At 66.2% G+C, this 13179-nt stretch carries 13 protein-coding genes; 8 read left to right on the forward strand and 5 right to left on the reverse strand.

Annotated features, from left to right (window positions below; all coding sequences use genetic code 11):
• Nucleotides 1-39 precede the first annotated feature (39 nt).
• The 8 genes from ACIQLF_RS03905 to ACIQLF_RS03940 all read left to right on the forward strand — a co-directional run bounded on the left by ACIQLF_RS03905 (nt 40) and on the right by ACIQLF_RS03940 (nt 8747).
• On the forward strand, nt 40-1464 hold the full coding sequence (locus tag ACIQLF_RS03905) for a flavin monoamine oxidase family protein (RefSeq protein ID WP_400294510.1): 1425 nt from the start codon (nt 40-42) through the stop codon (nt 1462-1464).
• Nucleotides 1465-1468: 4 nt separating this feature from the next.
• Nucleotides 1469-2347 (forward strand): universal stress protein, encoded by an 879-nt coding sequence (locus tag ACIQLF_RS03910; protein WP_400294513.1) that lies wholly within the window; start codon nt 1469-1471, stop codon nt 2345-2347.
• An 87-nt stretch (nt 2348-2434) separates the two neighbouring features.
• Nucleotides 2435-3964 carry an APC family permease gene (locus tag ACIQLF_RS03915; RefSeq protein ID WP_400294516.1) on the forward strand — a complete coding sequence of 510 codons (1530 nt, stop codon included), beginning with the start codon at nt 2435-2437 and terminating at the stop codon, nt 3962-3964.
• 224 nt (nt 3965-4188) lie between these two features.
• Nucleotides 4189-4713, forward strand: a complete 525-nt coding sequence (gene idi / locus ACIQLF_RS03920) for an isopentenyl-diphosphate Delta-isomerase (RefSeq protein WP_400294519.1) — start codon at nt 4189-4191, stop codon at nt 4711-4713.
• A 128-nt stretch (nt 4714-4841) separates the two neighbouring features.
• Entirely contained in the window at nt 4842-5606 is a 765-nt protein-coding gene (locus ACIQLF_RS03925) for an electron transfer flavoprotein subunit beta/FixA family protein (protein WP_400294521.1), read from the forward strand.
• Nucleotides 5607-5619: 13 nt separating this feature from the next.
• Nucleotides 5620-6588 carry an electron transfer flavoprotein subunit alpha/FixB family protein gene (locus tag ACIQLF_RS03930; protein ID WP_400294523.1) on the forward strand — a complete coding sequence of 323 codons (969 nt, stop codon included), beginning with the start codon at nt 5620-5622 and terminating at the stop codon, nt 6586-6588.
• A gap of 39 nt (nt 6589-6627) precedes the next feature.
• A complete protein-coding gene (locus tag ACIQLF_RS03935; RefSeq protein WP_400295036.1) occupies nt 6628-7560 on the forward strand; it encodes a cytochrome b/b6 domain-containing protein in 933 nt (310 codons plus the stop codon).
• A 50-nt stretch (nt 7561-7610) separates the two neighbouring features.
• Nucleotides 7611-8747, forward strand: coding sequence for an acyl-CoA dehydrogenase family protein (locus tag ACIQLF_RS03940; RefSeq protein ID WP_400294526.1), 1137 nt, complete (start codon nt 7611-7613; stop codon nt 8745-8747).
• A gap of 31 nt (nt 8748-8778) precedes the next feature.
• On the opposite strand, the gene ACIQLF_RS03945 is transcribed toward ACIQLF_RS03940, so the two are convergent.
• Genes ACIQLF_RS03945 through ACIQLF_RS03965 form a run of 5 tightly spaced genes read right to left on the reverse strand, consistent with a single transcriptional unit; the run spans nt 8779 to nt 13179 of the window.
• Complete coding sequence (locus ACIQLF_RS03945) at nt 8779-9195, reverse strand: RidA family protein (protein WP_400294529.1); 417 nt, start codon at nt 9193-9195, stop codon at nt 8779-8781.
• A 45-nt stretch (nt 9196-9240) separates the two neighbouring features.
• A complete protein-coding gene (locus tag ACIQLF_RS03950) occupies nt 9241-10005 on the reverse strand; it encodes an amino acid ABC transporter ATP-binding protein (protein ID WP_400294532.1) in 765 nt (254 codons plus the stop codon).
• Nucleotides 10002-10922, reverse strand: a complete 921-nt coding sequence (locus tag ACIQLF_RS03955) for an amino acid ABC transporter permease (protein WP_400294535.1) — start codon at nt 10920-10922, stop codon at nt 10002-10004. The genes ACIQLF_RS03950 and ACIQLF_RS03955 overlap by 4 nt, the downstream gene beginning before the upstream one ends.
• A 17-nt stretch (nt 10923-10939) precedes the next feature.
• Nucleotides 10940-11881, reverse strand: a complete 942-nt coding sequence (locus tag ACIQLF_RS03960; protein WP_400294538.1) for an ABC transporter substrate-binding protein — start codon at nt 11879-11881, stop codon at nt 10940-10942.
• Between the two features lie 2 nt (nt 11882-11883).
• Nucleotides 11884-13179 carry an alpha-hydroxy acid oxidase gene (locus ACIQLF_RS03965; protein WP_400294541.1) on the reverse strand — a complete coding sequence of 432 codons (1296 nt, stop codon included), beginning with the start codon at nt 13177-13179 and terminating at the stop codon, nt 11884-11886.

Below are 13179 nucleotides of genomic sequence, written 5' to 3' on the forward strand. Positions count from 1 at the left end.
GAACGCCATTCATTTAGCGCAACGAAAGAAGTGGAAATCATGACAACTCTGGATCGTGACGTCGTCATCATCGGAGCTGGCCCCTCGGGCCTGACCGCGGCATACGAGCTGCGCAAGGCCGGCAAGACCGTCGCAGTGCTGGAAGCCCGCGACCGCGTCGGCGGCCGCACCTGGAGCCAGAACATGGACGGAGCCACCATCGAAATCGGTGGCCAGTGGATCTCCCCGGACCAGACCGGCCTGTACTCGCTGATCGAGGAACTGGGCATCGAAACCTTCGAGCGCTACAAGGAAGGCAAGTCCGTCTACATCGCGGAAGACGGCGCCCGCACCGTTTACGAGGGCGAAGACTTCCCGGTCGGCGAAGCCACCATTGCCGAAATGAACAAGCTCATCGCCGAGTTGGACCGCCTCACCGCGCAGGTCAACCCGGACGCCCCGTGGGAGCACCCGCAGGCCGCGGAGCTTGACATGATCTCCTTCCACCACTGGCTGCGCACCATCTCCAGCGACGAGGCCGCCTGCAACAACATCGGCCTGTTCATCGCCGGCGGCATGCTCACCAAGCCCGCCCACACCTTCTCCGCGCTGCAGGCATTGCTGATGTCCTCCTCCGCGGGCTCGTTCTCCAACCTGGTCGACGAAGACTTCATCCTCGACCGCCGCATGGTCGGCACCATGCAGGGCGTTTCCATCGCCGTGGCCGAGCGCCTGGGCGAGGACGTCTACCTGAACAACCCGGTGCTGAAGCTGGACTGGTCCGAAGAGGGCGTCACCGCCTACGGCGCCGACGTCACCGTCAACGCCAAGAAGGTCGTCATCGCGGTTCCGCCGAACCTGTACTCGCGCATCTCCTACAACCCGCCGATGCCGCGCCGCCAGCACGTGACCCACCAGCACCAGTCCATGGGCCTGGTCATCAAGGTCCACGCCGTGTACTCCACCCCGTTCTGGCGCGAAGAGGGCCTCTCGGGCACTTGCTTCGGCCCGAACAGCATCATCCAGGAGGTGTACGACAACACCTACCACGGCGAGTCCACCGGCACCCTGGTCGGCTTCATCTCCGACGTCAACGCCGACGCCATGTTCGAGCTTTCCGAGGCCGAGCGCAAGGAAACCATCCTCAAGGGCATCGCCGCGTTCCTGGGCGAGAAGGCACTGACCCCGGAGGTCTTCTACCTCTCGGACTTCGGTTCCGAGGAATGGACCCGCGGCGCCTACGCCACCAGCTACGACCTGGGCGGCCTGTTCCGCTTCGGGCCGGACCAGAACAAGAACGTCGGCCCGATCTACTTCTCCTCCTCGGACCTGGCCGGCGAAGGCTACCAGCACGTCGACGGCGCGGTCCGCATGGGCCGCCGCACCGCCGCACGCATCGTCGCGGCCGTGGACGGCACCGACTACGACCTGAACTACGACGGCGTCGTCTCCAAGTTCGCCGCCGCGCAGGAACAGAACGCCTAGTTCCATGCGCTACCTCGTCGGATACACGGCCGATGCCCGCGGCGCCGAAGCCATAGCATTGGCTTCGGCCCTGGGCGGAGCCGATGCGCACCTGGACATCGCCATTGTCCTGCCCGAGCACACCCCGTTCTCCGCGGTGTACCCGGGCAGCGACCACGGCTACTCCTCGATCATGGCCGCCAAGGTCGATGAGTGGGCCAAGCAGGCCCTCGCGCTGGTGCCCCAGGGTGTCAGCGCGCGGGTGATCGCCCGTTCGGTTCCTTCCCCTGCGGAGGGATTGATCGCGGTTGCCAAGGAAACCGGTGCGCAGGTCATCGTGCTCGGCGGGCGCCGGCGTCACGTGGTCGGGTTCTTTGCCCCCGGCTCGGTGGCCAGCGCGCTGCTCCATTCCTCTCCGTTCCCGGTGGCGATGGGCTCTCCCGAGGCTGTCGCCTCGCTGGAAAAGGCCCACGGAAAGCTCAGTCGCGTCACCGCGTTCGTCGGGACCCGGCCGGGACTGAAGGGCGTAGTGCAGGCCGCTGCCGCGGCCGCCGCCGCCCAGGGATTGCCGCTTCGCGTGGTTTCCCTGGTGGAACAGGAAGAAATGGATGCCGACGCAGCCTCGCTCGAGGCGGCGATCGCATCCACGCGCACAAAGGTCGGCGAGGTTGTTGCCGCGCTGGACCTTGACGCCGAGGTGCTGGTTGCCTCCGGGTCCAACATCGATGACGCAATTGCGGAATTGAGTTGGGAAGACGGCGAAATCGCGGTCGTCGGTTCGAGCCGCCTGGCTCGCAAGCGGCGACTCTTCATGGGTCCCACGGCCCAGCGCATGTTGCGGACCCTGCCGGTTCCGCTCGTTGTGGTTCCCAAGAACTACAAGCCCGGGTCGGCGCAGTCCTAGCGTTACCCACCATTTGATGCCGCTTCATCCCCTATCCCATCTTCCGGGAAAGGGGATGAAACGGCATCCGGATGAAAGAATTACAACATGAGTCGTCCAGAAGCGACCGGCGCGAAAACGCCGATGCTAGAGACCGAATCGGGCCTCGGCGAAAAGGGACTGAACAAGGGCGTCGTTGGCGTCCTTGGCGCGGTCGTCATCGGGATTTCCTGCATCGCCCCTGCCTACACCCTGACGGCGGCACTCGGCCCGACCGTCGCCGAAGTCGGCACCCAGCTCCCGGCCATCTTCCTCGCGGGGTTCCTGCCCATGCTCTTGGTGGCCCTTGGCTACCGCGAACTCAACAGCGCGATGCCCGACTCCGGCACCTCGTTCACCTGGGCCACACGTGCCTTCGGGCCTTGGATCGGCTGGATGGGCGGTTGGGGCCTGATCGCCGCAACCATCATCGTGCTCTCGAACCTTGCCGCGGTCGCTGTTGACTTCTTCTACATCCTACTGGCCCAGCTCACCGGCAACGAAGCCATTGCCGAGCTGACCAAGAACCTGTGGGTCAACATCCCCACCACCCTGGTGTTCATTGCCCTGGCCTGCTGGATCTCCTACCGGGGCATGCAGACCACCAAGATCTTCCAGTATGTGCTGGTGGCCTTCCAGCTGATCGTCCTGGGCTGGTTCGCCATTGCGGCGTTCATCCACGTGAACAACGGCACGGCCTTCGACGCCACCCCGATCAGCCTCGACTGGTTCAACCCGATGGCGGTCGAGTCCTTCTCGGCCTTCGCCGCCGGCGTCTCCCTGTCGATCTTCATCTTCTGGGGCTGGGACGTCACCCTGACCATGAACGAGGAAACCAAGGACCCGGACAAGGTGCCGGGGCGCGCCGCCACCATCACGGTGCTGGTCATCATGGCCATCTACATGGTCGTCGCCCTCGCCGTGATCTCCTACGCGGGCGTCGGCGACACCGGGCTGGGCGCCGGAAACCCGGACAACCAGGAATCGATCTTCGCGGTCCTCTCCGGCCCGATCATGGGTCCGTTCGCGATCCTCATGTCCCTGGCGATCCTCTCCTCCTCGGCTGCCTCCCTGCAGTCGACCATGGTTTCCCCGGCCCGCACCATCCTGGCCATGGGCTACTACAAGGCGCTGCCCGAGCGCTTCGGAAACGTTTCCCCGCGCTTCATGTCCCCGTCGGTGGCCACCATCACCGCCGGCGCCGCTGCGGCCGCGTTCTACGTCGTCACCCGGTTGCTGAGCGAAAACGCCCTGTGGGACACCATCACCGCCCTTGGCATGATGATCTGCTTCTACTACGGCGTCACCGCGCTGGCCTGCGTCTGGTACTTCCGCCGCGAGCTGTTCGCCTCGGCACGCAACATCGTCTTCAAGTTCCTGGCCCCGCTGGTCGGCGGCGTGGTCCTGCTGGTGATGTTCTTCAGCACCGCCAGGGACTCCATGAGCCCGGACTACGGATCGGGATCCAACATCGGCGGCCTGGGCATGGTGTTCATCCTGGGCATGGGCGTGCTGCTGCTCGGCGTGATCATCATGGTGATCATGCGTGTGCGCCAGCCCGGCTTCTTCAAGGGCGAGACACTCAAGCGCCTGAAGTAGGCCCGTGCCGCAACGGCACCCACAATCCAGCTACCCCGCATCGTCTTTGACGCCTCTTCGACGGTGCGGGGTAGCTTTATGTCCGGGTGCGGGAGCCTCTCCGGGTTGCACCGGCCGAATGGCTCCCCGTTTCCGGACATGGGATGATCGAAGCATGCGCCGCAACAGCAACCAAAGTGCGACAGCGGTGCAGGCCCCTTGAAAACCCTTGATGGAAGAGTGTCATGAGCGAGGAATTGGTGGTGCTGCTGGACGAGGCAGGCACCCGCATCGGAACCGAACCCAAGGCCCATGTGCACACCGCCGAAACCCCGCTGCACCTGGCCTTCTCCTGCTACCTGTTCAACGAGGCAGGTCAGCTGTTGATGACCCGCCGGGCCCTGTCCAAGAAGACCTGGGCGGGGGTCTGGACCAACTCCTTCTGCGGACACCCCGGGCCCGAGGAATCCTTCGAGGCGGCCATCGCGCGCCGGGCCGGGCAGGAACTGGGAACCAGCGTCACAGCGATCCGCAGCCTGCTTCCCGACTTCCGCTACCGAGCCGTCGACGCCTCGGGCATCGTAGAGAACGAGATCTGCCCGGTCTTCGCCGCCGTCATCGGCGCCGACCTGGACCCCAACCCGGACGAGGTCTCGGAATACGCCTGGGTGGACCCCTCGGCCTTGCGCCTGGCCGCGGAAGCGACCCCCTTCGCGTTTTCGCCCTGGCTGCTGGAACAGATCGCCCAGGGCTCGCTCGACGCCGGGTAGCCCGCAGCCGGCACCGCGCAAGGGGCACCGCCGATGCGCCACATTTTGCTAGGAAGCCCTAGTAAATCCGTAGCCTTCCAAGTAGTCTCACGATTGAGCGAAAAGCCCAGCATCGAGGGAGTACTTGGATGAAAATCGTGGTCTTGATCAAGCAGGTTCCGGACACGGCGGAGGAACGCAGGCTGGAGCCGGACACCGGCAGACTGGACCGCGACGCCAACGAACCCGTCATTGACGAAATCACCGAACGAGCCCTGGAACTGGCGCTCACGGTCAAGGACCAAGACAAATCCACCGAGGTGGTCGTGCTGACCATGGGTCCTTCCGAGGCCGCCAAAGCCATCCGCAAGGCACTGTCCATGGGGGCCGACTCCGGGATCCACGTGCTCGACGATTCCCTTGCCGGGGCGGACCTCACCGTCACCGCTGCGGCGCTGGCCGCCGCGCTGCGCGGCACGGACGCCGACCTGGTCATCGCCGGCAACGAATCCACCGACGGCCGCGCGGGAATCATCCCCGCCATGGTAGCCGAGCACCTGGGACTTCCGCTGCTCGGATCGCTGCTGTCCGCCGACGTCACCCACGGCGTGGTGAGCGGCGAACGCCAGACCGAGGCCGGAACCCAGAGGGTCCGGGCCGCGTTCCCCGCCATGCTGACCGTCACCGAGCGCTTCGACGAGGCCCGGTTCCCGAACTTCAAGGGCATCATGGGAGCCAAGCGCAAGCCGGTCGCCACCCTTTCCGCTTCCGAACTCGGCGTGGGGTCGCCTCCCCGGAGCCGCGTGCTGGATCTGGCCGAACGGCCCGCGCGGGCCGCGGGCCGCAAGATCGTTGACGAGGGAGCCGCCGCCGAGGAGCTCGTCGATTTCCTGACCGCCCAGCGGCTGATCTAGCAAAGGACCGAGCATGCCGAACATCGTGGTTCTCATCGAACTCACCCACACCGGACACGTTCCCGCCTCGGCCCGGGGCCTGCTGGCCGTCGCGGCCCGGCTGGGGACCCCCGTCGCCGTCACCGTCTCCGCCGCGCCGTTGGATCCCGAAACCATCGCCGTGCTCGGCGGGCTGGGCGCCGTGCGGATCCACGCGGCCCGGACGGATGCGGCACACGCCCTGCTGGGTGCGCCCCTGGTAGATGCGCTGGCCGACGCCGTCGCCGCCCACGCCCCGGCCGCGGTGCTCACCGCGGCCTCGGTGGACGGTCGCGAGGCCGCCGGCCGGCTGGCCGTCCGCACCGGCGGGGGAGTGCTCGCCGACGTCGTGGATGCCTCGCTGGTCGACGGAAGGATCGTCACCGAGCACTCCGTCTTCGGCGGAAGCTACACGGTCCACGCCACGGTTCCGGACGTCCTGCCGATCATCACCGTCCGCTCCGGGGCCATCGACGAGCAGGCACCCGCGGCGACCCCGGAGGTGACTTCCGTGCAGCTCGCGCCTGCCGCGGGCAGCCAGGCAACCATCGATTCCTATGCCGATGCCCCCGAAAACCCGACGCGCCCCGAACTGCGCGGGGCCGCCACGGTGGTCTCCGGCGGACGCGGCCTGGGCTCGGAGGAAAACTTCGTGCTGGTCGAACAACTCGCGGACGCGCTGGGTGCGGCCGTCGGTGCCTCGCGGGCCGCCGTGGACGCCGGGTTCATTTCGCAAACGGCGCAGGTCGGCCAGACGGGTGTCAGCGTTTCCCCGCAGCTCTACGTGGCGCTGGGCATCTCCGGCGCCATCCAGCACCGGGCGGGCATGCAGACCGCCAAGACCATCGTTGCGATCAACCAGGACGAGGACGCCCCGATCTTCGAGATCGCGGACCTCGGCATCGTGGGGGACGTCTTCACCGTGGTTCCCCAGGTCATCGAACTGCTCAAGAACCGTTCCTGACCAAGGCAACAAGAACATGTCTGCGAGGTGTTGGTGATGATGGCCCAGTCCACGGCGAAGAAGAAGCAGGCCGGCAACAAGTGGGTGCGCGCCGGGGTCGTTGCCGGATCGCTGGTTGTCCTGCTCATTGTGGCGGTGCTGGCGGCCCGGTGGCTGACGGGCCTCGACGGGGTCAAGGCCTGGATGGACAGGTACCCCGGGCATTCCCCGCTGCCCGAGGGCGCGCCGGTCGGGCTTCCGGCCTGGCTGGGCTGGCAGCACTTCCTGAACATGTTCTTCCTGGTGCTGATCGTGCGCACCGGCTGGCAGGTGCGCACCGTGACCCGGCCCGCGGCGCACTGGGTCCGCAACAACAAGGGGCTCATCAAAACCAAGGGCGCCCCGACCCGGATCAGCCTTGACCTCTGGTTCCACCTGACCCTCGACGCACTGTGGGTGCTCAACGGCATCGTCTTCGTCATCGTGCTTTTCGCCACCGGGCAATGGATGCGCATCGTGCCGACCAGCTGGGACGTGTTCCCCAACGCGGCCTCCGCGGCGCTGCAGTATCTCTCGCTGGACTGGCCCACCGAGGACGGGTGGGTGAACTACAACGCCCTGCAGCTGCTGGCCTACTTCACCACGGTCTTCATTGCCGCGCCGCTGGCCATCGCCACCGGCCTGCGCATGTCCGCGGCTTGGCCCAAGAAGGCCCCGAAGCTGAACAAGGCCTACCCCATGGAACTGGCCCGGGCGCTGCACTTCCCGGTGATGCTCTACTTCGTCGCCTTCGTGGTGGTCCACGTGGCCCTGGTGTTTGCCACCGGCGCCCTGCGCAACCTGAACCACATGTACGCGGCCAGCAATTCGGATAACTGGACGGGGCTTGTCATCTTCGCCGTGTCGATCGTGGTGGTCGTCGGCTTCTGGTTCCTGGCCCAGCCGATCTTCCTGCGGCCCGTGGCCGCGCTGACCGGAAAGGTCGGCAAGTAAGACACCCGGCGACCCACGCCATCCGCACATCCCCGAAGACAGGAGCACAGATGTTCGACCTGACCGAAGAGCAACAATCCATCGTCGACATGGTGGGCGACTTCGCCACCGAAAACATCGCCCCGCACGCCGTCGTATGGGACCAGGCCAAGCACTTCCCGGTCGACGTGCTGGCCCAGGCCGGGGAACTCGGCATGGGCGGCATCTACGTTCGCGAGGACTTCGGGGGCTCCGGGATGAGCCGGCTGGACGCGGCCCTGATCTTCGAGGAGCTGGCCAAGGCCGACCCGACCATCGCCGCCTACATTTCCATCCACAACATGGTCGCCTGGATGATCGACGAGTTCGGCAACGACGACCAACGGGCGGCCTGGCTGCCGGGGCTGTGCAGCATGGAAACGCTATCCAGCTACGCGCTGACCGAACCCGGCGTCGGCTCCGACGCCGCGGCGCTGACCACCCGGGCGGTCCGCGACGGCGACGACTACGTGCTCAACGGGACCAAGCAATTCATCTCCGGGGCGGGAAGCTCCGGGGTCTACGTGGTCATGGCCCGCACCGCCGACACCGGCAGCGCCGGGATCACCGCCTTCATTGTGCAGGACGGCGTCGAGGGCCTCTCGTTCGGCCCGCTGGAAAAGAAAATGGGCTGGAACGCCCAGCCCACACGCCAGGTGGTGTTCGAGAACATGCGGATCCCCGCGGGCAACCGGCTGGGGGCCGAGGGCGCCGGGTTCGGCATCGCCATGAAGGGCCTCAACGGGGGCCGGGTCAACATCGGCGCCTGCTCGCTGGGCGGCGGCCAGGCGGCCCTGGACAAGTCGATCGCCTACCTGAAGGAACGCTCGGCCTTCGGCGCCCCGCTGATCGGGCAGCAGGCGCTGCTCTTCCAGATCGCGGACATGCAGACAGAGCTGGAGAGCGCCCGCACCATGGTGTGGCGCGCCGCGGACGCGCTCGAGCGCGGCACCAAGGACACCGTGCGGCTGTGCGCCATGGCCAAGCTGGTGGCCACGGACGCGGGGTTCAACGCGGCAAACACCGCGCTGCAGCTGCACGGCGGCTACGGCTACCTTTCCGACTACGGGATCGAAAAGATCGTGCGGGATTTGCGCGTGCACCAGATCCTGGAAGGCAGCAACGAGATCATGCGCCTGATCATCGGGCGCCTGGCGGTGGAGCGGTAGCCGCACCCCCTTGTCGCGGGTTTGGTGCCGGTTAGTTGCCTGTTTCCGCCTGCGGGACCACCGCAACAGCGTCGATCTCAACGAGGAAGTCCCCGAGGAACGAGCCCACGGTGGTTCGCACCGGGTAGGGCTTGACGACGAACTGTTCGTAGATCGAGTTGAACCCCGCGGCGTCGCGGCCCGGGTGGTGCAGGTGCACGGTGGTCTTCACGACGTGGGAGAAGTCCAGGCCGTGGGCCGCCAGCACCGCTGCAAGGTTTTGCATGGCCCGGGTGGTTTGTTCCTCGATCGAGATGCCGACGGTTTCATCGGTGACGGGGTCGTGCGGCGTCTGCCCGGCGGTGAAAAGGAATCCGTTGGCGACGATGCCCTGCGAGTAGGCCCACGACGGTGGCGGCGCATCCTGGGTGGAGACCTCTTGGCGGAGCATGCTGCTGGTTTCTGACATTGAGACTTTTCCTAGCTGGTTGATGGTCACGCGGGACGGGGATGCTTAGAGGACCTTGGAGAGGAACGCCTGGGTGCGTTCGTTCTGCGGGTTGTCCAGGACCTCGGCCGGCGGCCCGGATTCGACCACCACGCCGCCGTCCATGAAGACCACGTGGTCGGCGACCTGACGGGCGAAGCCCAGCTCGTGGGTCACCACGACCATGGTCATGCCCTCCTCGGCCAGGTCCTTCATGACGTCCAGGACCTCCCCGACCAGTTCCGGGTCAAGGGCCGAGGTCGGCTCGTCAAAGAGCATCAGCTTCGGCTTCATGGCCAGCGCGCGGGCGATGGCCACGCGCTGCTGCTGGCCGCCGGAGAGCTCCTGCGGGTAGGAACGGCCGCGGTCGCCCAGCCCCACGCGGTCCAGCAGGACCTGGGCCTCGGCGGTGATCTCCCTGCGGTTGCGGCCCTGCACCTGGATGGGTGCCTCGATGATGTTCTCCATGATGGTCATGTGCGGGAACAGGTTGAAGCGCTGGAACACCATGCCGGAGGCGCGGCGCGAGATCGCCGTCTGCTTGTCCCGCATCTCATGCAGGCGGCCGTTGCGTTCCTCGTAGCCCACCAGCGAGCCGTCGACATAGAGGCGGCCGGCGTTGATCTTCTCCAGGTGGTTGATGCAGCGCAGGAAAGTCGTCTTGCCCGAGCCCGAGGGGCCGATCAGGCAGGTGACCGAACCGCGTTGGACCTGCAGGTCGATTCCCTTGAGGATTTCGAGGTGCCCGTAGCTCTTGCGGACTCCCTGGGCCTCAACCATGACGTTGCTCATTTTGCGCTCCTGGCTTTGCGTGAACGCTTGCGCTTGATGACAGAGTCAAAGCCGCGTCCGTAGTGACGTTCGAGTTTTTCCTGGAAGAAGCTCAGGATGGTGGTCATGAGCAGGTACCAGAGGCTGGCGACGATCAGCAGCGGGATCGTCTGGTAGTTCTCCGAGTAGATGATCTGGGCCGAGTACAGCAGGTCGGAGATCGCCAGCACGGACACCAGCGAGGTGCCCTTGAGCATCGAGATGACCTGGTTGCCGGTCGGCGGCAGGACCACGCGCATGGCCTGTGGCAGGATGATGCGGCGCATCAGCTTGGAACCGCTCATGCCCAGCGCCTTCGAGGCGTCGTACTGGCCTCGGTCCACCGAGCCGATGCCGCCGCGGATGATCTCGGCCATGTAGGCTGCCTCGTTCAGCGACAGGCCCAGCAGGGCCGCGCCCAGCGGGGTGATCAGCACGTTGGCCGAGCCCAGGACGATCGAGGGTCCGCCGAAGGGAAGCCCCAGGGCGATGACCGGGTACAGGGCCGCGATGTTGTACCAAAAGATCAGCTGCACCAGCAGCGGGGTCCCGCGGAAGAACCAGATGTAGCCCCGGGCGATGGTGCTCAGGATAGGGTTTTCGCTCAATCGCATGATGGCCAGCACGGCGCCGAGCGAGATGCCGACGCTCATCGAGACGACCGTGAGCATCAGGGTCAGTGCGGCACCGGTGAGGATGCGCGGGGCGAAGAGGTAGTCGGCGACGACGTCCCAGTGGTAGCGCTCGTTGAGCGCCACGTCGATGGCGGCCAGGGCGGCGACCACGACGATGATGGCGGCGAAGGCGTTTCGTACCGGGTGCTTGAGCGGGATGACCGGGGCCGGTTCCTCCGCGGCCGTGGCCTGCGCTGTGGCAGACGGGGCGTTCTGGGGTTGCATGGTGTTCACTTCCATTGCTACTGGGCGAAGTTGACGCGGGCGTCGGTGATGGCGCTGGCTTCAAGGCCGTACTTGGCCAGGACCTGCTTGTACGCGTCGGACTTGATGATTTCCGCCAGCGCTGCGGCAACCGGATCCTTGAGGCCGGATTCGATGGGGACGCCTGCGGCCACGGGGGTGAAGTCGTAGGCGGAGGCGATCTCGAGGGTGGGGTTCTTCGAGGCGGCGAAGTCCAGGATCGGGGAGTCGGCGAGCACCGCGTCCTGGCGTCCGCTGGTGAGCGCGGAGATGGCCTGGCGGGTGTCCTGGTACTGGTTGGAGACGATCTCCGGCTTTCCTGCCGCGACGCAGTCCTTGTTGTATTCGGGGATGTTCACCGTGAGCTGGTACGAGCCGGTGAGCAGCCCGACCTTCTTGCCACAGAGGTCCTGGTACTTGGCGATCCCGGTGGGGTTGCCCTTGGCGACGGCGATCGAGTTGCCCATCGCCATGTAGTCGACGAAGTCCAGCACCTTCATGCGTTCCTTCGTGGGGGTCATGGAAGAGACGGTCATGTCGTAGCGGCCGGCCGCCATGCCGGGGATGATGGAGTCGAAGTTTGCCACCTGGATTTCCACCTTCAAACCCAGCGACGCCCCGATCAGGCGGGCGATGTCCGGGTTGACGCCGGTGAGCTCCTGCGTGCCTTCCAGGAAGTACTGGGTCGGCTGTTCGTTGGTGGGGATGCCCACGCGCAGGACCTTGGAAGTCTTGACCGCCTCGGGCAGCATCTTGATGGCTGCCTCGTTGAGCGCGATTTCCGGGACGGAGGTTCCGGCGGCGACGGCGGCCGAGGATGTGCTTGCGGTTTGGGTGGAGCCGCCGCACGCGGTCAGTGCCAGCAGGGCTGCGGCTGCCACGGCGGTTGCTGCGGCAAAGCGGCTGCGCCGTGAACGGAGGCGGGGTGTCTCGTTTTTCATGGTTACAGGCTCGTTTCTGCGTAGCTGTTCTCGGAATCCGCCGGCTTCATTGCCGGTGCGGACGGGAATGACTCTGACTTGTGGCGAAGCAGTTCGCGGCCGTTGGCGCGAAGTTCCTCGATGCTGGTGACGCCGAGCATCATCATGGCGCGCATCATCTCGTCGCGGAACAGGTTGATGACGTGTTCGACGCCGACCTCGCCGGCGGCGGCCAGGCCGTAGAGGTACGGGCGGCCGATGGAGCAGGCTGTGGCGCCCAGTGCGATGGCCTTGACCATGTCCGAACCGCGGCGGATGCCGCCGTCGACGATGATTTCCAGGCGGCCGTCTACGGCCGCAGCGATGTCTTCCAGCACGTCCAGCGGGGAGGCCATGTGGTCCAGCTGGCGTCCGCCGTGGTTGCTGACCTGGATGGCGTCGAAGCCGTATTCGGCGGCGAATGCAGCGTCCTTCGGGTTGACCACGCCCTTGAGGATGATCGGTCCGCTCCAGCGCATGCGGATCTCGCGCAGGTCGGCCCAGTCGGTGGGCTCGTAGGCGCCCGCAAGCAGGGTGCGCCACATGTCCGGGCTGGACGCCAGCGGGCCGGTGGGCTCCTCGGCGTCGAGGTTCGGGAAGGCAATGGCGTCGTTGGCGAGGAATCCCAGGGCCCAGCGCGGGTGCAGTGCGCCCTCGACGACGGTCTTCGGCTTGATGGTCGGCGGGGCGGTGAAGCCGTTGCGGTAGTCGCGTTCGCGGTGGCCGATCGAGCGGCAGTCGACGTTGACGATCAGTGCTTCGTAGCCGGCGCGGGAGACGCGGTCCAGCACCGCCTGCAACTCGACCTTGTCCGCGATCGGCTCGAGGTTGAACCAGCGGCGCAGGGTGGGGGCGGCGGCGCTGACGTCCTCCATGGTGGTGGTGCTCAGGTGGGCCAGGCCGTAGGGGATGCCCTGGGCCTCGGCGGCACGTGCCACCGCGGTTTCGCCCTTGGGGTTGAACAGGCGGGTGCCGCCGGTGGGGGAGAGGTAGAACGGCAGGGACGTCGGTCCGCCGAGCAGGGTGGAGCTCAAATCCATGTTGTCCACGGAGCCCCACTTGGGCATGAACGACCAGTCATCGAAGGATGAGCGGTTCCGGCGCATCGAGAACTCGTCTTCTCCGCCGCCTTCGATGTAGTCGAAAATGGACTTGGGAAGTCGCTTGGAAGCGAGCTTGCGCATGTCTTCCACGCTGTGGCAGCTCCGCTTGAGTCGCTCGGCCGGCGTGCGGGCCGGTCCCTGGATGGAGGCGAGTGCCAGGATGTCTTTCAGTCGCAT

This window comes from Paeniglutamicibacter sp. NPDC091659 (assembly GCF_044756805.1).
Classification (GTDB): Bacteria; Actinomycetota; Actinomycetes; order Actinomycetales; family Micrococcaceae; genus Paeniglutamicibacter.

Coding starts and splice junctions, on each gene's coding strand:
- ACIQLF_RS03950 (WP_400294532.1), bottom strand. CDS start 10,005: ATGAGCAACGTCATGGTTGAGGCCCAGGGAGTCCGCAAGAGCTACGGG.
- ACIQLF_RS03960 (WP_400294538.1), bottom strand. CDS start 11,881: ATGAAAAACGAGACACCCCGCCTCCGTTCACGGCGCAGCCGCTTTGCC.
- ACIQLF_RS03930 (WP_400294523.1), top strand. CDS start 5,620: ATGCCGAACATCGTGGTTCTCATCGAACTCACCCACACCGGACACGTT.
- ACIQLF_RS03910 (WP_400294513.1), top strand. CDS start 1,469: ATGCGCTACCTCGTCGGATACACGGCCGATGCCCGCGGCGCCGAAGCC.
- idi (WP_400294519.1), top strand. CDS start 4,189: ATGAGCGAGGAATTGGTGGTGCTGCTGGACGAGGCAGGCACCCGCATC.
- ACIQLF_RS03965 (WP_400294541.1), bottom strand. CDS start 13,179: ATGCGACTGAAAGACATCCTGGCACTCGCCTCCATCCAGGGACCGGCC.
- ACIQLF_RS03955 (WP_400294535.1), bottom strand. CDS start 10,922: ATGCAACCCCAGAACGCCCCGTCTGCCACAGCGCAGGCCACGGCCGCG.
- ACIQLF_RS03945 (WP_400294529.1), bottom strand. CDS start 9,195: ATGTCAGAAACCAGCAGCATGCTCCGCCAAGAGGTCTCCACCCAGGAT.
- ACIQLF_RS03935 (WP_400295036.1), top strand. CDS start 6,628: ATGGCCCAGTCCACGGCGAAGAAGAAGCAGGCCGGCAACAAGTGGGTG.
- ACIQLF_RS03915 (WP_400294516.1), top strand. CDS start 2,435: ATGAGTCGTCCAGAAGCGACCGGCGCGAAAACGCCGATGCTAGAGACC.
- ACIQLF_RS03925 (WP_400294521.1), top strand. CDS start 4,842: ATGAAAATCGTGGTCTTGATCAAGCAGGTTCCGGACACGGCGGAGGAA.
- ACIQLF_RS03940 (WP_400294526.1), top strand. CDS start 7,611: ATGTTCGACCTGACCGAAGAGCAACAATCCATCGTCGACATGGTGGGC.
- ACIQLF_RS03905 (WP_400294510.1), top strand. CDS start 40: ATGACAACTCTGGATCGTGACGTCGTCATCATCGGAGCTGGCCCCTCG.